Below are 20,786 nucleotides of genomic sequence, written 5' to 3'. Positions count from 1 at the left end.
TGGCAGGGGGCGAGACGGCAATACCAGACGCAGTCTCTCGATGAAGCGCAAGCCGCGGTAGGCGCATCGCCGTGCCGGACCGCCTGTCTGCGGGAGGCTCACGCCACCTGCAAATCACTCGTGTTGTAGAGAACCAGTTGATCGTTCTTGCTGGATTCGGCAAAGCTGCTTTTCAGATGTTCAACCCACGTTCTCACCTTGGCGTCGAGAAACATCTTCGATGCGAACAGCGCGTAGATGTCGACGCGTTCGAACTGGCAGGAGGGCAGTATGTGCACGAGGCGGCCATCGCGGAACGCATCGACGGCTGCATGCAGGGGTAGCAAGCCAACTCCCATCCCGAGTTCGAGTGCATCGGCAAGCGACGATTGCGAACTGATGCACAGCCCGGGTTTGACGGAAACCGTTTCGCAGCCGGTCGACCCTTGCGACGTCAATTCGACGCTGTCCGACCACGTGGGGGCGAGACAAACGAGACTATGGTTCGAAAGATCGGCGAGCCGGTTGATTATCGGGTGCTCGTCGAGATAGTGCGGAGACGCGCACATTACGCTGTAAGACCTGCCAAGGCGCGTACCGATGAGCGAAGAATCGCGCAGCACCTCGGTCGCCACGACGGCCATGTCGAATTCACCGGCCAGCAGGTTGACAGGAGAGTCGGATAGCGTCAGTCCAACCTGCACGGACGGATGCCGTTCCCGATAGGTTCTCACCGCAGGCACCAGATAGTGTTGCGCGAGTGATTGGGACGCGTGAACCCTGAGACAGCCTGTGGGACTGAGGTGAATCGATTTGGCTTCGGCTTCTGCCTCGTCCAGGGCTTCGAGAATCGAGTGGCAACGCGCCAGATAGCGCTTGCCCGCGGGCGTCAAGGCAATCCGCCGCGTCGTGCGATGCAGGAGTCGCGTGGCAAGATGCTGCTCGAGGTCGAAAATGAGCCGCGAGACTGAACCCGTACTCATGTTCAGCTCCCGAGCCGCCAACGTATAGCTTGCGCCGTCGGCCACACGCTCAAAAATCCGCATGCTCTTCAACAAATCCATAATCGTCTCTCCGCTCCGGAGTTCAGTCCGAACCTCGATGAAAACCCTTTCGAAGGTTCGAGCCATGCATGTCGATTCGTACTGGATAAAAGGTAACGTAGAGGCGTTCTGGTTACAAATGTGGGATCGGTTGTGGAGATCACGTGATAGGCCAAGAGAATCATACGTTCGTATAACCGTGCGGAATGAAGCTTCGCTGCTATGCAGCGATTTCCCGCCACGCGAAACGAGACACCTTGCTATGGCGCGTGCAGACCGGATTTTCGACCATGAATGGCATGCTCAGACCATCCAGACCGTGGGGGCAGGGATATTCTCACGATACGGGACCGTTGCATTCGCCAATACGGGGCGCGGCTGCGCCGGTAACGTGGAATCGGTTTGCCTGTGAGTGGAGATGCAGAGCGTAGCGGTTCGCAAGTCAGGTGCGGGAGAACGAGATGCGTGCTGAGCCGGTTTCGGCCGTTACGAACATGAACCCTGCCGACGGTCTGGTCTCGATGGTATACGTGATCGACGACGACGAGGCGATGCGCATTGCGCTCGTTGACCTGTTGCATTCAATCGGGCTACGCGCCCAGGCGTTCCCGTCCTGCCGCGAATTTTCGGCATTCCATAAGGAGGACGTACCGAGTTGCCTGATTCTGGACGTCAGGTTGCACGGCGAGACTGGGCTCGCATTCCAGGATGAACTCGTGAAGAGCGGTATTCGGATGCCAATCATCTTCATGACCGGGTATGGCGACGTCGCCATGTCGGTGAAGGCGATGAAAGCCGGTGCAGTAGACTTTCTCCCTAAGCCTTTCCGCGACCAGGACATGCTGGATGCGGTCACAGATGCGTTGACATGCGATAGCGAGCGGCTCGCGGCCCACCGGGCGCTCGCCGCGCTACGCGCTTGCTACGATTCCTTGAAGCCTCGGGAGCAGCAGGTGATGCTGTTCGTCGTGGACGGCTTGATGAACAAGGAAATCGCCAGCGAGCTGAAGCTCAGCGAAATCACCGTCAAGATCTATCGCGCTCAGGTTATGAGAAAAATGGCCGTGCGCTCGGTGGCGGATCTCGTCAGAATGACTGCAGCGCTCGGGATAGAGACGCCAAAAGGCAAGCCTGCATGGGTTGCTTGTGACGCGCAGGATAACTATTGATCTCCATCGCTTTCAGCGGCATGTCCGGCGGCTGTGTCGCTCGAAACGGTGCCGCTGCGCATACGCAATTGCTGCGGTGTAACCCCCATCCTTCTGCGCACCACGCGGGTAAAGTGCGACGCATCCGCAAAGCCAGCGCGGCGCCCTATTTCACCCACCGTTATCCGCGCGAATATCTTCGATTCGAGCATCCGCAGCGCACAATTCATCCTCGCATCGAGCAGTTGATCGGCGAAGGTCTGCTGGCATCCCGTTAGCGCTCGATGTAGTGTGCGCACCGAGATGCCGAGCGAGTCGGCGACAGCTTCGGCGGTCAGGCCATGCTCGTGGCAGCGCTGGGCGAGGCAGTCGCTCACGCGATCCCGCAACGATCGCTCGGCAGGCTTGCTGTGCGGCTCCTGGCCGCTCATCTCATGGGCGATGAGCGCCAGCAGGGCGCCCACCTGGTCGGCGAGCACGCTGCGCGGGATGGGCGCGTTCGCAACCGCCTCAGGCAACAGTTGGACCAGGTAGGCGGCAAGGGCGGCACCCCAGTTGGAATTGCCCGGAATGCGCCTTCCGACAAGAAAACCAACGTCGGGAACCCAGCGCTTGAGCCACTCGACGGGAATGCCGATATTAAGAAATTCGTACCGGCGCATCAGATCAATGCCGCAAATGAGGTCCGAATCGACGAGTACGAGGTCACCGGGCGCGAGGCGCAGATCATTGCGATGCGAGACGTGATAGGTGTGGTTGAGGCTCATCATCAGGTGATACTGGCGCTGGCCGCTGCGCGCCAGTTCGCTGCGCCCCCGTCCGCAGGTGTGCGGGGTGCCCGACTGCAGCACTACTGTCAGCGGCCCGCAGGCCGCCACAGTCATGTTCGCTTCGAACTCGCGTGGATTGCTGGCCCGGACATACACGGGAATCATGGCCGAAGTCAGCACATCCGCCCAGACATCGAGACGGTGCGGGGCAGGCAGGTCGCGGGTCGACCGCCGCGCGACCTCTGCAATTCCAATGCCACTCATGAGCGAACCCCCGGGTTGGGTGGGAATGGGAAAAGGGCTGCCACGCCGCTGCAAGAAGTATAGGTGCTCGCCCAGACGAGGTTGTGCACAAGGCGGCGCGCCGTTCTAGCGAAATCCTTAATGAAGACTCGCAACGGCAGACTAAGGCTGGCGTAAAGCATGATTCAACCACCGCTCCAGTTCGTCGGGATCCATTGGCTTTTCGAGCAAGGCAAACGCTCCCGTTGCCAGAACTTCGGCACGCAGAGAGGCAGTTGCAGCCGCGGTAACGAAAACGGCAGGAGGCGCGAGTCCAAGCTCCAGGAGGCGGCTGTACATTGCCAGCCCGGACATGCCCGGCATTTTGATATCCGAAATGAGGAATGCCGTGTTGTGAACGTCCTCTGAATCCAGGAATCGCTCCGCGGAATCGAATGCCCGCACGATCCACCCGTATGCTTGCACGAGGCGCGCAGTCGCCGAGCGGAAAGGCTCGTTGTCATCGACGATAGAAACGACCTGGGGCGCACGCATGCAGCGATCCCTCGATTAGCTTTGCTCAGTGAACGCTACGCCATCGTGCATCGGTACCAGGCTGCGAGCCAAGCGATGAAGATTGTTCGTTGGTGTAATCGGCTTACACCAAAGTATGACTTGCCTGGCACTCGTATGGGCAGCGCTGGTACATACCATCGCGACTTCGCCCGCTGAATTGCAGTCCGTTCGATTTTCCCACCGTCGAGTTGATCACGGTACGGGAAAATCGGGCGGATTAGTGCGTAGATAGTGCGTGACCGGCAATCCCGGTGGTGGTGAAATCGTCCGTGAGTTGAACAGTTCGTGTGGAATCCACAGACTCATGGAACAGACACTTGCACACCAATCGTTCGAAACGATTGTCTATGAACAGCGGAACGCATCCGCGCTCATCATGCTGAATCGCCCAGAGGTCCTCAATGCGTTGAACCAGAAGGCCATCCGAGAATTGAAAGCGGCATTCGAATACGCGCGGGACGATGCGCGCATTGGCGGGGTCATCGTGACCGGCGCAGGCGATCATGCATTCATTGCGGGAGCGGACATCGGCGAACTGGCCGCCGCAACGCCTGTCGAGGCAGTGCATGCAGCACGCGCCGGACAGGCTTTGCTCGATCTCGTCGAAAACCTGGGCAAGCCCGTCATCGCGGCAGTCAATGGTCTCGCGCTCGGCGGCGGATGTGAAACGGCGTTGGCGTGCACGATCCGCCTGGCAACCCCTAACGCGAGATTCGGGCAGCCCGAGATCAAGCTCGGTCTCATTCCCGGCTTCGGCGGAACGCAGCGCCTTCCTCGCGTGGTTGGCAAGAGCGTTGCCCTGCAACTCATCCTCACGGGCGAAATGATTCCAGCGGAAGACGCACTGCGCATTGGGCTCGTGAGCGAAATTGTCGAGCCATCGAAATTGATCGACCGCGCGCAGGAAATGCTCGCGAAGATCAACGCCAATGCGCCGCTTTCGGTGCGCCATGCGATTGCGGCGGTCAATCGCGGTCTCGACGGCTCACTCTCCGAGGGGCTTGCGCTCGAAGCGGCCTTGTTTGGGGTATGTGCCTCCACCGATGACAAGACGGAAGGCACGAAAGCCTTCCTGGAAAAGCGGCCTCCGAAGTTCACAGGTCGATAAATCGCGGCTCTCGCCACTCCCTTCACGACCGTTTGCGCCGGGCGCGTAAGCGACGGGAGGCGGGCAGAACAAAATTTTGGAGGTGACTCGATGAACGTCGGCAATCACATCTTCTCCGGGTTGAAGGTGCTCGACCTTGCGAGCTATATTGCGGGCCCTGCCGCGACGACGATCCTTGCGGACTTCGGCGCCGACGTGATCAAGGTCGAGCCGCCGGGCACCGGAGATGTCTACCGCTACTTTTCGGCGATGCCGCCGAACCCGACGAGTGACGTCAACTATGCGTGGCAACTGACGAACCGCAACAAGCGCGGCATCGCGATCGATCTGAAGAAGCCCGACGCCAAAGAAGTGCTGCATCGCCTCGTGCGCTGGGCCGATGTGGTCGTCGTGAACTTTCCTCCGCGTGTCAAGGCATCGCTCGGCTGCACCTACGAAGACTTCGCGCCGCTCAACGACAAGCTCATCTACGCCGACGTCACGGGATATGGCTCCGAAGGCCCGGAGGCCGACACGCCGGGATTCGATGTCACCGCATACTGGGCGCGCTCCGGCCTGATGGAAGTGACGCATGACGCCGGCAGTCCGCCGACGCTACCGATCCCGGGAATTGGCGACCATGCGACGGCCACGACGCTCTATGCAGCGATCGTGACCGCACTCTACGTGCGTGCTACGACCGGCAAGGGCAGCCATGTCTCGACCTCGCTGATCGCCAACGGTATCTGGGCCGCGGGCGCGTGGGTCGAGGGCGGCCTGAACGGCGGCCACTTCTTCGCTCAGCACGACCGCAAGTCGCCGCCCAATGCGCTGCTCAATCCGTACCAGACCGCCGACAAGCGCTGGATTCTGCTCGTTGCGGCGCAGCGCAAGGACTGGCCGGGCTTCTGCAAGGCGATCGGCAAGCCCGACCTGCTGGAGGACCCGCGCTTCGTCGACGAAAACCGCATCGCCAACTCCGCACAACTGGTCGAGATTCTCGACCCGATGTTCGCGAGCCGGCCGCTCGCGTACTGGAAGCAGGTGCTCGATGCCGGCCGCGTGATCTTCGGTGTCGTTCAGGTCGCACGAGAAATCATCGACGACCCCCAATTGCCGGCCAACGGGATCGTCGTACCGCTCGCGCAGCCCGGCGGGAAAGTAGCCCGCACCGTCAGCAGCCCGTTTCAGGTGTTCGGCTCGCCGAAAGTGAAGCCCACTGCGGCCCCGCAACTCGGCGAACACGGTGCGCAAATCCTGCAGGAACTGGGGTTCGACGACGCCGAGGTCGCACGCCTGAACGATGCGGGTGCCGTCGCACGATTCAAGCGCGCGTCGTGAGCGAGGCCGTCGCGCCTTTCACCCCGCACGGCAACTATGGAGCATTCCATGACTGAAGACGAAGTGCGCGCATCGGCCTACGCGATGCCCTTGACGAGCCCCGCCTATCCCAAAGTGCCGTACCGGTTCGTCGATCGAGAGTTCGTGATCATCACCTATCGCACCGATCCAGAGGCGCTTGCGCGAGTGGTCCCGGCTCCGCTCATGCCTGGCGAGCCGATCGTCAAGTACGAGTTCATCAACATGCCCGATTCGAGCGGGCTGGGCTCGTACACCGAATCCGGCCAGGTGATTCCCGTTACGCTCAACGGCGTGGCCGGCGGCTTCACGCATGCGATGTATCTCGACAGCGAGGCGGGCATCGCCTCCGGCCGCGAACTGCTGGGTTTTCCCAAGGTGCTCGCGCAACCGAAGCTGGAGGTGCGCAACGACGCGCTCGTTGGCACGCTTGACTATAACGGCGTGCGCGTTGCCACGGCCACGATGGCCTACAAGTACAAGGCGCTCGATCTCGCCTCGGTCAGGAAGACTCTCGAGGCGCCAGGCTATCTGCTTAAGATCCTGCCGCACGTGGACTGCACGGCCCGCGTGTGCGAGATCGTCAGGTATTACATCGAGGATCTGACTGTAAAGGGCGCGTGGACAGGCCCTGCCTCACTGGAACTGCATCCGCACTGCTTCGCGCCCGTCGCCAAGCTGCCGGTGCTCGAGGTTCTGTCGGCCGTGCATCTGCTGACCGACCTGTCACTCGGCAACGCCGAAGTGGTCTACGACTATCTGTCCCATACGCAGTCCTGATCATCACCAACGAGACACACCATGCCAGAAACAAAGCTTCCTCACGCGCTGCCAGCGCCCGATAGCGACTTCTACATGATCCACCAGGTCTTGAGCGACGATGAGCAGGCGCTCCTCAAGAAGGTGCGGAGCTTCATGGAAGGGACCGTGGCGCCCGTCATCAACCAGTACTGGGCCGACGACAAGTTCCCGTTCGAGCTGATCCCCGGCATTCAGGATCTGAATATCGTCGGCATTGGTTTCGAGGGCTATGGCTGCCCCGGCGGCAGCGTTCTGCTCGACGGCTTCATGGCCATGGAAATTGCGCGTGTCGACGCCTCGATCGCCACGTTCTACGGTGTGCACAGCGGCCTCGCCATGGGTTCCATTTACCTCGGCGGGTCGGAAGAGCAGAAGCAGAAGTGGCTGCCGCCCATGGCCCGTCTCGAGAAGGTGGGCTGCTTTGGCCTGACCGAGCCGCTGGTCGGCTCGGGCGCCGGCGGCGGGCTTCTCACGACCGCGAAGCGCAAAGGCGATACCTGGGTGCTCAACGGCCAGAAGCGCTGGATCGGCAATTCGCCATGGTGCGATCTTTCCATCATCTGGGCACGTGACGTCGACGACAACCAGGTGAAAGGATTCATCGTGGAAAACAAGACGACGCCGGGGTTCTCGGTTTCGAAGATCGAGCGCAAGGTCGCGCTGCGGGTTGTGCAAAACGGCGTCATCACGCTCGATAACTGCCGCGTGCCGGAAGAGAACCGCCTGCAGGGCGACTCGACCTTCCGCGACACGGCACGCGTGCTGCGCCTGACCCGCCAGTATGTGGCGTGGGAGTCGGTGGGATGCAGCATGGGCGCATATGAACACGCGCTGAAGTATGCTCAGACGCGCGAACAGTTCGGCAAGCCGATCGCATCGTTTCAGATGGTCCAGGACCTGCTCGCGAAGATGCTCGGCAATATCACGGCCTCGCAGTGCATGGTCGTGCGTCTCGCGCAACTGCAGGACCAGGGCAAGCTAAAGGACGAGCATGCCTCGCTCGCCAAGGCATTCTGCACGGTACGCATGCGCGAGACGGTCGGCTGGGCTCGCGAAGTTCTGGGCGGCAATGGCATCGTGCTCGACTACAACGTCGCGCGCTTCATGGCCGACTCGGAAGCCCTCTATTCCTATGAAGGCACGCGCGAGATGAATTCTCTGATCGTCGGCAAGGCGATCAGCGGGTTCAGTGCGTTCGTTTAACGCCACGGAGTGCTTACCATGAGCAAGACAATCGAGCGCGTGACGATCATCGGGACCGGGGTCATCGGAGCGAGCTGGGCGGCGCTGTTTCTCGCCAAAGGTCTGGACGTCGTCGCGACCGACATCGCCCCCGATGCAAAGCAGAAACTCGACGAATTCATCGCAGCCGCGTGGCCCGCGCTGGAGGAACTCGGGCTCACGCCCGGCGCGTCGCCTTCGAAGCTTCAATTCACGGCGAACTTCGAGGAAGCCATAGCCGGGAGCGATCTGGTTCAGGAGAACGGTCCGGAGCGCATCGACTTCAAGAAGGACCTCTACCGGCGGCTCGATGAAGCGTTGGCGCCGGAGGCGATCATCGCTTCGAGTTCGTCGGGCCTGACGATGAGCGAGATTCAATCCGCCTGCCCGAACCATCCCGAACGCTGCGTAATCGGTCATCCATTCAACCCGCCGCATCTGATACCGCTGGTCGAGATCGTGGGTGGCGCGAAGACCTCCGAAGAGACCATTGATCGCGTCAGCGCATTCTATCGCGGCCTCGGAAAGCGGACCATCCGCTTGCACAAGGAGATTCCGGGCCACGTCGCCAATCGCCTTCAGGCGGCCCTCTTTCGCGAAGTGGTGTATCTGATTGCGGAGGGTGTCGTGAGCGTCGGCGATGCCGACGTGGCCGTTTCGTGGGGCCCGGGCCTGCGGTGGGGGATCATGGGGCCGAGTCTTCTCTACCATCTCGGCGGCGGGCAGGGCGGTATCGAACACTTCTTCGAGCAGTTCACCGGCCCGTTGACAGCCTGGTGGCACGTGCTCGGAACACCGGAACTCACGGCGGACGTGCGGGAGACCATCATCAAGGGCGTGCACGAAGAAGTCCAGTCGCGCTCGTTGCACGAGCTTGCAACGTATCGCGATGAGGTTCTGATGGGATTGCTTCGGTTGCGCAACAAGGAGTGACGCCTTTCACCGAAGGCGCGGATCTGTGAGGTGTGAAGATGAAAAGCCTGCAGCGTCTCATCGTAATTGCGCTTGTCTTCGTGGTGGCCGCTTGTGCCGGTTTGCCGCCACAGACGAACCAGCCACAGACGTTTGCGCTGCAACACACGGAAAGCACCCGGCTCGGCACGCTCTTCGTTCCCGACGAGCAGAAGCATCCGGGCGACACGGCGTTTCACCTGCTGCAAGACCCGACCGATGCGATAGTGGCCCGCATTATGCTCGCCGGAAACGCCGACCGTTCGCTCGATCTGCAGTACTACATCTGGCACGACGATCTGGTTGGCCGTGAACTGGCGGCGGCGTTGCTCAAGGCCGCAGACCGGGGTGTACGCGTTCGTGTCCTGCTCGACGACCTGGGCACGAACGCGGACGACCGGGTGCTGCTCACGCTCAACTCGCACCCGAACCTGCAGATACGGCTATTCAATCCGGTCGCGAGCCGCAACTTCAAGTCGGTTGCGACTGCACTCGAATTCTCGCGTGTCGACCGGCGCATGCACAACAAGGCGATGATTGCGGACAACGAAGCCGCCATTCTTGGCGGGCGCAATATTGGCGACGAATACTTCGGGGCCTCGAGCGTGGTGGCCTTCGGGGATCTGGATGTACTGGTGCACGGTGCGGTTGTCCACCAGGTGTCTAACGCTTTCGATCAGTTCTGGAATTCCGAATCGAGTTATTCCATCGAGCAACTGATGGGACACGCGGCGGATCCGTCCGCGTTGGCCGCCTACCGCGCGAAACTGGACGACTACATCAATTCGGTGCACGACTCCGCTTACGTCGTGCAAGCGAGAGCGCGGATGGCCGCTGTGCTCGACCCCGGCAGCACCGACTTTGCGTGGGGGCAAGCCACGCTTCTGTACGACGACCCGGCCAAGGTCACGCGCGATCCGAACGATCCGAATGGCCACCTCATGACGAAGTTCGCGGCCCTGAACCTCAAACCCACGCGGGAGATGTTGATCATTTCGCCATACTTCGTGCCGGGCAAAGAGGGGGTGGCATGGATCAGCGATCTGACTGCTCGCGGCGTGCGCGTCACGGTGCTGACCAATTCGCTCGCTGCAACCGACGTCGTTGCGGTCAATGCCGGCTACGAGCACTATCGCGAAGATCTCCTCAAGGCCGGCGTACACCTGTATGAGCTGAAACCCGTTGGCTCCGTGCACGTGAAGTCGCAGCGAAAGATCTTTGGCTCATCAAGGGCGTCGTTGCATGCGAAAACCTATGTGTTCGACCGGCAAAGCGTTTTCATCGGGTCGATGAATCTCGATCCGCGCTCGAGTCGCCTCAACACGGAGATCGGCGTACTCTGCAATAGCCCGGCAATTGCCGGCCAGGTGGTCGAAGACGTCGAACCGCATCTGGACGAGGTCGCGTGGCGAGTGGAGCTGCGCACCGACGCGAACGGCTCGAAACGGATCGTCTGGATCGACACCACCGAAAACGGCACGGTAACGGAACTGGACTCGGAGCCGGATGTCACTTTTGGACGGCGTACGAGCATCTGGTTCATGGGTCTGCTGCCGATCGAATCGGAGCTATGAGTGCTGGCGCGCTGTTTGCGGCCGGGCGTGAGGGGCATGTAACCGTACGAAGGTAGCCATGTGGATCTTCCGTGTCGATGAGCCGCGTCTTGGGCGTATCCGCATTCGGGAGTGGCGCCGCCGTGCGCGCCACACCGTGGGCCTGCTCCTGCTGTTGCTAGGCGGCGCGGCTACGGGTCTGGTCATGCTCGACAGTTCCAGTAATCCGTTTCCCAACAAGCTGTTCAACGCCATTTGGGATGGGGTCAATCTCGTCACGACAGTCGGCGACTTTGCCGAGTTCAACGAGAATCAGAAGATCTTCATGCTGCTGGCCATGCTCGCAACGCTGGTGATAGGCGGATTCGCGGTGTCGAAGCTAACCGGCATGCTATCCGGCGACGACGTCATGGCGTATCGGGAGAATAGAACCATGGAACACAAACTCGAACAGCTCGCCAATCACGTTGTCGTGGTTGGATATCATTCCCTCGGGACGATGGTTGCCGATCGTTTGCGCGATGCGGGGCACACCGTGCTGATCCTCGTAGGTGATCAAGCGCAGGCCGAACGCGCGGCGGACCATGACCATCTGGTCGTGCTCGGCTCGCCCGATGCATTTGACGAAGTGCTCAAGCGCGCGCGGCTCGATAGCGCCGAGGCGCTCGTCGTCACGACACCCGACAGCAACAACAACCTGGCCATCACGTTGCTCGCGCATACGCTCAATCCCGCGCTGCCGATCGCCGTGCCGGGTGAAAATCCCCTGAGAAAAGGGCTGTTCGAGAACGCGGGCGCGTCCAATGTGATCATCCTCGATGTGATCATCGCGGATGCGCTGATCGGCAAGCTCACAAACCGAGTGGAGGCGACAACATGAAATCTGCTGCTTCGATGGAACCGCGGCTGCATCGCATGCCCTTCTTGCAGGGCCTCTTGCCCATCAACTCCACACAGTTGCCGCACGATATCGTCGCTGGGATCACGCTGGCGGCGCTTGGCATTCCCGAGGTGATGGGGTACACGAAGATTGCCGGCACGCCCACGGTCACCGGCCTCTACACGATCCTGCTGCCGCTGGTCGCATTCGCCTTCTTTGGCGCGTCGCGTCAACTGGTGGTCGCCGCGGACTCCGCCACCGCCGCCATCCTTGCCGGCATGTTGACCGCCGTCGCCGCGCTGGGCAGCAAGGAATATATCGCGCTGACCAGCACCGTTGCGCTGGCGGTCGGGGTGATGCTCGTGATCGCGCGCGTCTTCCGGCTGGGTTTTCTCGCGGACTTTCTTTCCCGAAGCGCGCTGATCGGTTTCCTGACCGGCGTCGGCGTGCAGGTCGCGGCAGGCGAGTTCGCCGGACTGCTCGGGCTCGCGAAACAGGGGCATGGCCCGATCATGCAAATCGTGTCTGTGTTTCAGCGCGTCGGCGGTATCAATGTGCCGACTGCTGCGCTGGCGATCGCCGTGCTCGTGGTGATCGTAGGCTGCAAGCGGTTTGTGCCGCGTGCGCCTGGTGCGCTGATCGCCGTGATCGGCTCCATCGTGGCGAGCGCGGTGTTCAATTTCGCCTCGCGTGGCATCGCGGTCACGGGCGACGTGCCGGGCGGATTGCCTTCATTGTTCCTGCCGCCGGTGCATATGAATGAAATCAACCAGGTGCTCGCCACCGCGGCATCGTGCTTCATCGTCATCATTGCGCAGAGCGCCGCGACCGCGCGCGCATATGCCAACCGCTACAACGAGAAGGGCGACGACAACGCCGACATCATCGGTCTCGCCGCCGCAAACGCCGCGGCCGCGTTCACCGGCACTTTCGTTGTGAACGGTAGCCCGACCAAAACCGAGATGGTGGACGAAGCGGGCGGCCGCACGCAGATCGCCCATCTCACGACCGCTGCAATCGTGCTGATCGTGCTGCTGTTCCTCACGAAGCCGCTCAGCTTTCTGCCTGGCGCCGTGCTGTCGGCCATCGTCTTCATGATCGGCGTGAAGCTGATCGACATGAAGGGGATGGCTGAGCTGTATCGCATGCAGAAAGACGAGTTCGTCGTGGCGTTGCTTGCCGCCGGCGTGGTCGTGTTCGTCGATGTGATGCACGGCATCCTGGCGGCCGTCGTGCTGTCGCTGATTGCGCATGCGCGGCATAGCTACCGCCTGCGCACGCGTGTGCTCACGCGCGGCCCCGCAGACCGGTGGATCGCGCATCCTGTTACGCCCAATCTGCTCGCGGCGCCCGGTATTGTCGTTTACCGGTTCGAAGCGGACATGTTCTATGCGAACGCCGGCCGCTTCACTGAGGAAGTGCTCAAAGTCGTCAACGAAGCGAGCCCAACACCGCGCTGGATTGTGGTCGATGCCACTGAGATGTACAACATCGATTACACGGCCGGCAAGACCTTGGTCCAACTCGGCGAGGAACTCGACAAGCGGGGCGTGGGTATCGCCGCCGTCGCGCTTGCCACAGGCGTGCGGCATCAGATCGAACGATACAAGGCACTGCGTGCGCACGGTGCGCATCGCGAGATCTTTGCTACGGTGGACGCGGCCGTAGTGGCCCTGCGTGATTTGTCGCCATCGCCCCAGCCATCGGCACCGGGACCCGAATCTCCTTCGGACACGAAGCCGGATTGAGGCAGGGGATGTGGGAAGTAAGGTAGAAGGCCGCCTTGACGGTCAATTGAAAGGAGGGCGAGATGCTCAATACCGTTGCCGCGAAGCAAAACGAGCCTGCCGCGGAACACGTCGATTCGAAGACCGTGGCGGCACCAGGCGATCCGTCCACGATGTTTGCGGGCCGCGGGTCGCTCGCCATGAGAGTCGAGCAGGGCAAGGCGGCGCGAAAGACGATGCCGCGCGAGAGGCTCGCCGACTGCAAGGTCGAGGATCGGGACCCGCTCGCGCTGCTCGAAGCGTCCAACGTGGGGCGCGTGACGGAACTCATTCCCATCCGCTACGGGCGCATGGTGCAGAGTCCGTTCGCGTTCTATCGCGGCGCTGCGCCGCTCATGGCCTTCGACCTGTCGAAGCTGCCTCACTCCAGTGTGAACGTGCAACTCGGCGGCGATGCGCATCTGGCCAATTTCGGGCTGTTCGCGAGCCCGGAGCGGCGCATTCTTTTTGGGCCGAACGACTTCGACGAAACGCTGCCTGGGCCCTTCGACTGGGACGTGCGCCGGCTGGCGGCTTCGTTTGTGATCGCAGCGCGCGAGCGCGGCTTCGCGACACGAGATCAGCGCGGCGTCGTGCACCGGTTGTGCGAGACGTTCCGGCAACGAATGACCGAGTTCAGCCGCATGGACACGCTCGACGTCTGGTACTACCAGTTCCAGGCCGAGAGCATGCTGGCTATCGCCGATACGGACCAGGAACGAAAAAAGGAACGGGCCGTGATTGACGCGGCCCGGCTGCAGTCGTCGCGCTCCGTGATGAATCATTCGACCGAGACGGTCAACGGCAAGCTGCGCATCAAGGACGTGCCTCCGCTCGTGTATCACGTCCCGCTGGAAAGTCCGCACGACCAGAAGCAGTACGATTCGATGGTGCGGCGTTTCTTCGCCGACTACCGGTTGACGCTTCCGGATGACAGGCGCGCGCTCTTCGATCGATATGAACTGGTGGATGTGGCCATTCGCGTCGTGGGGATCGGCTCGGTCGGCACGCGCTGTTATGAGGCGCTTTTCATGGCTGATGGCGAGTGTCCGCTGTTTCTGCAATTGAAGGAGGCGCGGGCTTCGGCGCTGGAGGGCTATTTGCCGCCGAGCCGGTATCCGAATCACGGACAGCGCGTGGTGAACGGGCAGCGCCTGTTGCAGTCGGCGAGCGATATTTTCCTCGGCTGGTCGAAGATGCAGCATACGGGCAACGACTTCTACGTGCGGCAACTCCGCGACATGAAGGGCGCATTCGACTTCACGACGTTCGATGTCGAAGACCTCAGCGAATATGCGGCGTCCTGCGCCCACGCACTGGCGCATTCCATGGCGAAAGCGGGCGATCCGGCGCTGCTCGTGGGATATGCCGGCAAGTCGGATGCATTCGACCAGGCCATCGAGCGCTTCGCCCTTGCGTATGCCGATCAGAATGAGAAGGACTGGTCTGTGCTGAAGGCGGCAGTCAAGGCTGGACGTATTCAGGTTCAAACGTGATTCATGTGCTGCTGCCGGTCACGTCGCAGCCACGAACGCCGCGCCGCCGCTCAGCCGAAGGTATCTTCCGCGTCATCGCCCGCGTAATGACCCGGAAGCACGACTTGAAAAACGGTGCCGCCAGCCATGCTTGCGTCCGCCCACATTCGTCCCCGGTGGACTTCCACGATCGACCGGCAGATCGACAGCCCCATGCCCATGCCGCCGGACTTCGTGGTGTAGAACGGTTCGAAGATTCGCTCGATATTCGCGGATGCGATGCCAGGCCCCGAATCGCGCACCGTGATGCGCACGCCGCCCGAATCGTCCGGCGCGGTGCCAATGAGCAGTTCCCGCGGCCCGGCACGGCTGCCTGTCATCGCTTCTACGGCGTTGAGTATCAGGTTGAGCATCACCTGCTGCAATTGAACGCGGTCTCCACGGACCAGCGGCAAGTTATCCGCCAATGCCAGTTCTACCTCTACTTCGTTCTTCGTCAGATCGCCCCGGATCAGTTCGACGACCTCGATGATGGCTTCGTTGATACGCAGAAGATCTTTGTGTTGGGGGGTCTTCGTGACGAGGTCGCGTATACGAGAGAGAACATCGCCCGCCCGCATGGCATCGGCGACTACACGATCGAGCGCCTGTTGGGCCTCTTTCAGCTTGGGCGGCTCGGCGCGCAGCCATCGCATGGCGGCCTGCGCATTGACGGCCGACGCGGCAATCGGCTGCTTGATTTCGTGTGCGATCGAGGCGGTGAGTTGACCGACGGTCGCGAGCCGGTTCGCATGCGCGAGCGAAGCCTGCATCTCGCGATAGCGTTGTTCGGCCTCGCGTGTTTCGGTCTCGGCGCGCTTTCGCTCGGTCAGGTCCAGCACGAATGCCACGCCCTGATCGGATTGTTCGCCGAAAGCGGCTAAGCCGATCAGGATCGGCACGCGTTGCCCATCCTTGCGGGTATATTCCTTTTCGAAGGGCTGCACGATCCCGGCCGTCTTCAGTTCGATGACGGTGCGCAAATCGCGCTCGCGCCACTCGGGTGCGCTCAGGCCATCCCGTTTGACCCGGCCGGCGACGATGTCGTCGCGGTCGTAGCCCACCATCCGCAGAAAGGCATCGTTGGCCTCGACGATCTGGCCGTCGAGTCGCCAAATGAAGATCCCGATGATATTGGCCTCGACAAGGCGCCGGATCTTCACCTCGCGTTCCGCCAGGTCGAGATACAGCCGGGAGTTTTCCAACGAAATGGCGGCTTGTGATGCCAGCAGTTTCAGCATGGCGATGCGCGTCGAGGTAAATACGTGCGACGCGAGATTGTTTTCGAGGTAAAGCACGCCGACCAGTTTGGCCCCGTTGATCAGCGGCAGGCAAAGCATCGACCTCGGGCGAAACCGGGTGATATAGGGATCGGCAGAGAACAGGTTCTGGACCGATGCATCGCCGAGGATCACACTTTCGCGAGTTCGCGCGACGTAGTGAACGACCGATTCCGGCAATGCAGCGCCGGTCCCTGGCTGCGCGACGACCCTGTCGCAGCCGGCGAGGGCTTCGGCCTCGACCCGCAGGTCATCGTCCCGCGGCGTGATCAGGAGACCGCGCCCGGCGCCCGCATACTCGATCGCATGACGCAATAGCGTATCGATCAGGCGCTCAGGAACCACTTCGCCAAACACTGCCTGCGAGACCTTGATGACGGCAGTCAGATCCAGATACTCCGCAGGCGCGCCGATCGTGATTGCCGGGCGCGCGTCCGATTCATCCTCCAGGAGCTGCGGGAATAGCTCATCGAGTTGCTGCACCTTGGCGTCGGCGCCCCAGCGAAGATAGCCGCAACGCGCCTGGCGCATATGGAGGCGCGCGACGGCTTCGAACCCGCGCGCTGCGTAGAACCTTGCTGCCCGCTCGCAGGCGAGCGCCTCGTTGTGGACGAACCCGCTCTCGCGAGCCGAGCGTATCGCGAGTTCGTAAAGGCGCATGACTTCTTCGAGGTCCGCCCCTTGCAGACGGGCCATTTCCGCCGCCACCAACGCTCGTCGGTTCTCGAAATTCTCCGGACAGTTTTCGGCCCACGCCTGTAGTTTTTGGTGATCGATAGCCATCGCGTCCAGATGCTGTCTGCGCTGAAGCGGTGATCCGGCCTCGCAGATTGCAGCGCGCGAAAGGGCGTCGAAAAAATAGAATTCCACTATCTCAAGCGATCCTAAATGTTTCGTTAGGACAGTTTGAGCCATCGATGAGGATTCGAGGGCGATCGCATAGTCGCCCGCAAGGAAGCGGGCCTGAAGCTTTCGAATCCAGTACCAGCATGCAACTGCCGCCAAAGCGGGTTTGCTCGAGAAGTTCAGCTCGAACTGGCGTTCGTCAAACTGATCATCGTCGAACGATCCGAATTTCCGCGTTGATCCGCGAAGCGTCCTGGCAAGCTGGAGCTGTGGCGTGATGAGATCCGCGGCGAATCCGAACCGAACCGACCGCGCGAATTCGAGGCCATGTTCGGCGCCACGTTGCACCTCGACAAGCGGATCGCCGGCCAGTAGAAGATTCGTGTTGAGGTGGGCACAGCTATACGCCGCATAAGTGTAGTCGCCGATCGCACACGCAACGTCGAAGGCGCGATGCTGAGGTTCACGGGCCGTCCGCACGGGGTTCGTCCATGGCGCGACGAGACCGAACGTCTCATAGGTTCTTGCCTGAAAGCGCTTCATCGCGCGTTGTTCGACCAACTCATAGCCGAGCCGCGCGAACTGGAATCCGGCCGCATAGTCACCGAACTGGAAACCGGCTATCAGGCCAAGCCGTACGTAAGCGGCGCATGACGCATCGCAAATGCCCCGCTCGAGGCCAAGATTCACAGCTCGACAGATCACCAGAGAATAGAGATTGAGGTCGGTAAACAATGCAGCGGGAAAGACCTTGGTCAGCACGTCGAGAACGGCAAGGCATGCAAGGTCGCTCATGACGGGGATGTCGATGAGCGCTTCGATCGTGCGGTCGCCCAGCGTTGACCAGATTCGCTCGTATTCCTCTCGCGCCTGCTCCGCTGTGGGATGAGGAGACCAGTCGACACCCTCATGTCGCAGAAAATCGAGGCCGACCGCGACGGTGCGATCACTCTGACCAAGCATGACGTAGACATCGGCTTGCTGGCTCGCAACCATTGCCCGTTCGACGGTATCTTCGGCTCGCGTTGACAATATTGCCAGGCGGCTTTCGGCGGACTTGAGGTCCCCCGTCAGCATTTCGCATTCGGCGCGGTGAATGGCGAGGGAGAAGGCGAGTTGATGCTGGCACGCCCACCCGTCGTCCGTCAGGAACTCCGCGCCTGTCTTCAGGTAATTGAGCGCTGACGAGTAGGCCGCCGAAATCATGGCGTGCTTGCCGGCAAGCAGGTTCAGCTGGGCAACCCGATGACGCTCCTCTGGCGTCACGATCAGTGCTTTCGCACGATCGAACTGGCTGACGATTTCGAAGACTGACTCCTCCCGTTGCGCCGGCGGAAGTCGGGCCGCGAGCAGCCGCCCGATTCGCAGGTGCATATCTGCCCGGCTGGTGGCCGGAATCAGGGAATAGGCTGCCTCGAGTATCCGGTCGTGAGTGAATCGGTAAGCGCCCTCCTGGCGGATGACCAACTGTTGACGGACCGCCTCCCACATATTGGCACCCACCGTTCGCTCCGAGGTCTCGCACACGGCAGCAAGCGTGGCGGCCTCGGCGATGTTGCCGAGGCATGCCAGCAACTGGAGGGTCTTCAGGGTTCTGGCCGGCAGGCGGCCCAGCTTCCCGACCATGAGTTCGACCACGTTGTCGGTGCAACCCCTGGCGTAGATCTGGCGAAGTTCCCACGACCATTGCCCCTTCGCGTGGTTGAAGCTGAGCAATCCCTCATCGGCGAGCACAGTCAGGAACTGGAGTGCGAAGAACGGGTTGCCGCTCGTCTTCCCTTGTAGCAATCGCGCAAGCGGTGCTGCGCGTTCCGGTTCGCAGCGCAACGAATCGGCGATCAACTGCCCGAGCACGTCAGGCACGAGCGGTTCAAGCTTGATCTCATGCACGACTACCCCCGCCTCGCGGATTGCGGCGAGCTTGCGGGTGAGTGGATGCGTCGCAGCGACCTCGTTATCGCGGTAGCTACCGATCAACAAGAAGTGGTGCAAGTCCGATCGCGTCAGCAAAAATTCGAGGAGGTCGAGCGTCGCCGCGTCGAGCCACTGGAGATCGTCGAGAAATAGCACGAGCGGGTGCTCAGGTGTGGCGAAGACGCTAATGAAGCGCCTGAACACGAGCTGAAAGCGGCGTTGTGCATCTTCGGGAGGAAGCTCAGGAACCGGCGGTTGTTCGCCGACGACGGTCGCGAGCGCCGGCACCAGGTTCACGATCAAGGCGCCGCCTGGGTCTAGCGCTGCGTCCAGTGTGGCACGCCAGCGGCTCAAATCGGCTTCCCTGCTACCGAGGAGTGGCCGGAGCAGGCTTTGCAGGGCCTGCGCCAGCGTCGCATGGGGGACGTCCCGCTTGTATTGATCGCACTTCCCAGCGGCGAAATGGCCTCGCGAAGGGCCCAGCTCCTTATGCAGTTCGTGAACGAGCGCCGACTTGCCGATGCCCGATTGACCGGTGACGAGCACCAGTTCCACGTTGCCGCCGCCGCTCACGCGATCAAAGGCGCGGAGCAGCGTGTCGAGTTCGCGTGTCCGCCCATAGAGCTTCTCGGGAATCAAAAGCCGGTCGGGTGTGTCACGCGCGCCAAGCGGGAAATCGTCAATACGTCCCCCCGTTTCCCACTGTGCCAGGCAACAGCGCAAATCGTGCTCGACGCCGAACGCAGTCTGGTACCTGTCTTCGGCGCTCTTCTCGAGCAGTTTCATGACGATCGTCGAAACGGGGCCTGGTACCGACCGCTCGCGCTGCGCTGGAGGCACGGGCTGACGCGCGATATGGCAGTGCACCCATTCCATTGGATCGGACGCGCTGAACGGCAAGACGCCCGTCAACATCCTGTAATAGGTGACACCCAGGGCGTACAGGTCGCTACGCGAATCGACCGACCGGTTCATTCGTCCAGTCTGCTCAGGAGCCATGTAGGCGAGGGTTCCCTCGATGAACTCCGGGCGCCTTGGCGTTTGCCGCTCCCGTGGGATCTGCGTTGCGATGCCGAAGCCCGTCAACCTTGCCGCGCCGGCCGCGCAGTTCACGACGATGTGGGCCTGCTTGATGTCCTTGTGAACGAGACCTCGCGCGTGCAGCTTGCCTAGCGCAGCGACAATTGCAATGGCGAGCCGAAGAAAGTTTTCCGTGTCGATTGGCGAGGCGAGCCGCTCGAGAGGCTCGCCGCCAGGATCCTCCAGCACGAGCGCCACGAGGCCATGTTCTCGCACCAGCAGGAGCGGCCGCACCGCCGCCGCTTCGTCGAGTTCGTTCGCCAGCGCGTACTCGTGCGCGAGGCGATCGACGACAGCCTGACTGGGATGGGCGTCCACAGGCCGCACGACCAGTACGGACTCGCGCATGCCATCCGCGCTGAGTCGCCATCCCCGATAGAACGCGCGCTCGCCATCTTCCCATACGAACTGAAAGGGATCGCTTGTATCGATGTCAAATGAACTGAATGAAACACTCAACTCGCTCGCTCCCGTGTCGGGTGGTCTGTCCTCGCTTGAACCGGAAGGGTCTACCCAGGCCGCGCCGTCTGTCCTGGGTTCCTATGATCATTGGGCTGCGGATCAAAGACGACCGGCGCGTCGTCGTCAGTCACGTCAGTCATGCTGCAATCGTACTCCCGGCGAAAGCGTTGCTTTCGGATTTAGAACCTTCACGGCCGCCCGGCAGGTTTAAATATCGCATAACTGATTGTTCTAGCGCTCGCCCGTAACGGCGCCCCACTTTGCGCGCGGCTCTGTGAGCGTTGTTAAGCGACTAAGGAATTCATTGCCGCGCTGGAACCTGGTACCCGGCCCG

General features: G+C 61.5%; 14 protein-coding genes. 10 read left to right on the top strand and 4 right to left on the bottom strand.

The window, feature by feature from the left end; genetic code table 11:
* Window positions 1-98: 98 nt before the first annotated feature.
* Window positions 99-1,109, bottom strand: coding sequence for a LysR family transcriptional regulator (locus AB3X99_RS05285; protein ID WP_368616313.1), 1,011 nt, complete (start codon window positions 1,107-1,109; stop codon window positions 99-101).
* A 374-nt stretch (window positions 1,110-1,483) separates the two neighbouring features.
* Here AB3X99_RS05285 and AB3X99_RS05280 point away from each other — a divergent pair, with 374 nt between their 5' ends.
* Window positions 1,484-2,191 carry a response regulator transcription factor gene (locus tag AB3X99_RS05280; RefSeq protein WP_368616312.1) on the top strand — a complete coding sequence of 236 codons (708 nt, stop codon included), beginning with the start codon at window positions 1,484-1,486 and terminating at the stop codon, window positions 2,189-2,191.
* Here AB3X99_RS05280 and AB3X99_RS05275 read toward each other — a convergent pair.
* Window positions 2,185-3,204, bottom strand: a complete 1,020-nt coding sequence (locus AB3X99_RS05275) for an AraC family transcriptional regulator (RefSeq protein WP_368616311.1) — start codon at window positions 3,202-3,204, stop codon at window positions 2,185-2,187. The genes AB3X99_RS05280 and AB3X99_RS05275 overlap by 7 nt on opposite strands.
* Before the next feature lie 141 nt (window positions 3,205-3,345).
* Window positions 3,346-3,717 carry a response regulator gene (locus tag AB3X99_RS05270; protein ID WP_368616310.1) on the bottom strand — a complete coding sequence of 124 codons (372 nt, stop codon included), beginning with the start codon at window positions 3,715-3,717 and terminating at the stop codon, window positions 3,346-3,348.
* 256 nt (window positions 3,718-3,973) lie between these two features.
* Here AB3X99_RS05270 and AB3X99_RS05265 point away from each other — a divergent pair, with 256 nt between their 5' ends.
* The 9 genes from AB3X99_RS05265 (at window position 3,974) to AB3X99_RS05225 (ending at window position 14,852) form a co-directional block, all read left to right on the top strand.
* A complete protein-coding gene (locus AB3X99_RS05265) occupies window positions 3,974-4,846 on the top strand; it encodes an enoyl-CoA hydratase-related protein (RefSeq protein ID WP_368616309.1) in 873 nt (290 codons plus the stop codon).
* A gap of 90 nt (window positions 4,847-4,936) precedes the next feature.
* Window positions 4,937-6,166 (top strand): CaiB/BaiF CoA transferase family protein, encoded by a 1,230-nt coding sequence (locus AB3X99_RS05260; RefSeq protein WP_368616308.1) that lies wholly within the window; start codon window positions 4,937-4,939, stop codon window positions 6,164-6,166.
* A 48-nt stretch (window positions 6,167-6,214) separates the two neighbouring features.
* Window positions 6,215-6,964, top strand: a complete 750-nt coding sequence (locus AB3X99_RS05255) for an acetoacetate decarboxylase (protein WP_368603445.1) — start codon at window positions 6,215-6,217, stop codon at window positions 6,962-6,964.
* A 21-nt stretch (window positions 6,965-6,985) separates the two neighbouring features.
* Entirely contained in the window at window positions 6,986-8,188 is a 1,203-nt protein-coding gene (locus tag AB3X99_RS05250; RefSeq protein WP_368616307.1) for an acyl-CoA dehydrogenase family protein, read from the top strand.
* Window positions 8,189-8,206: 18 nt separating this feature from the next.
* On the top strand, window positions 8,207-9,139 hold the full coding sequence (locus AB3X99_RS05245; RefSeq protein ID WP_368616306.1) for a 3-hydroxyacyl-CoA dehydrogenase NAD-binding domain-containing protein: 933 nt from the start codon (window positions 8,207-8,209) through the stop codon (window positions 9,137-9,139).
* A gap of 38 nt (window positions 9,140-9,177) precedes the next feature.
* On the top strand, window positions 9,178-10,731 hold the full coding sequence (locus AB3X99_RS05240) for a phospholipase D family protein (protein WP_368616305.1): 1,554 nt from the start codon (window positions 9,178-9,180) through the stop codon (window positions 10,729-10,731).
* A 58-nt stretch (window positions 10,732-10,789) separates the two neighbouring features.
* Window positions 10,790-11,590: a TrkA family potassium uptake protein gene (locus AB3X99_RS05235; protein WP_368616304.1), complete on the top strand. Its 801-nt coding sequence runs from the start codon at window positions 10,790-10,792 to the stop codon at window positions 11,588-11,590.
* Window positions 11,587-13,338, top strand: a complete 1,752-nt coding sequence (locus tag AB3X99_RS05230) for a SulP family inorganic anion transporter (protein ID WP_368616303.1) — start codon at window positions 11,587-11,589, stop codon at window positions 13,336-13,338. Before AB3X99_RS05235 ends, AB3X99_RS05230 begins: the two co-directional genes overlap by 4 nt.
* Before the next feature lie 62 nt (window positions 13,339-13,400).
* Window positions 13,401-14,852 carry a DUF2252 domain-containing protein gene (locus AB3X99_RS05225; protein WP_368616302.1) on the top strand — a complete coding sequence of 484 codons (1,452 nt, stop codon included), beginning with the start codon at window positions 13,401-13,403 and terminating at the stop codon, window positions 14,850-14,852.
* Between the two features lie 50 nt (window positions 14,853-14,902).
* Here the strand turns inward: AB3X99_RS05225 and AB3X99_RS05220 are convergent, their stop codons facing one another.
* A complete protein-coding gene (locus AB3X99_RS05220) occupies window positions 14,903-20,449 on the bottom strand; it encodes an AAA family ATPase (protein ID WP_368616301.1) in 5,547 nt (1,848 codons plus the stop codon).
* Between the last annotated feature and the right edge of the window lie 337 nt (window positions 20,450-20,786).

The sequence above is a fragment of the Paraburkholderia sp. BR10882 genome (genome assembly GCF_040948855.1).
Classification (GTDB): domain Bacteria; phylum Pseudomonadota; class Gammaproteobacteria; order Burkholderiales; family Burkholderiaceae; genus Paraburkholderia; species Paraburkholderia nodosa_A.
Note: the sequence above shows the minus strand (reverse complement) of the source record. Positions and strands in the feature narration are given on the sequence as shown.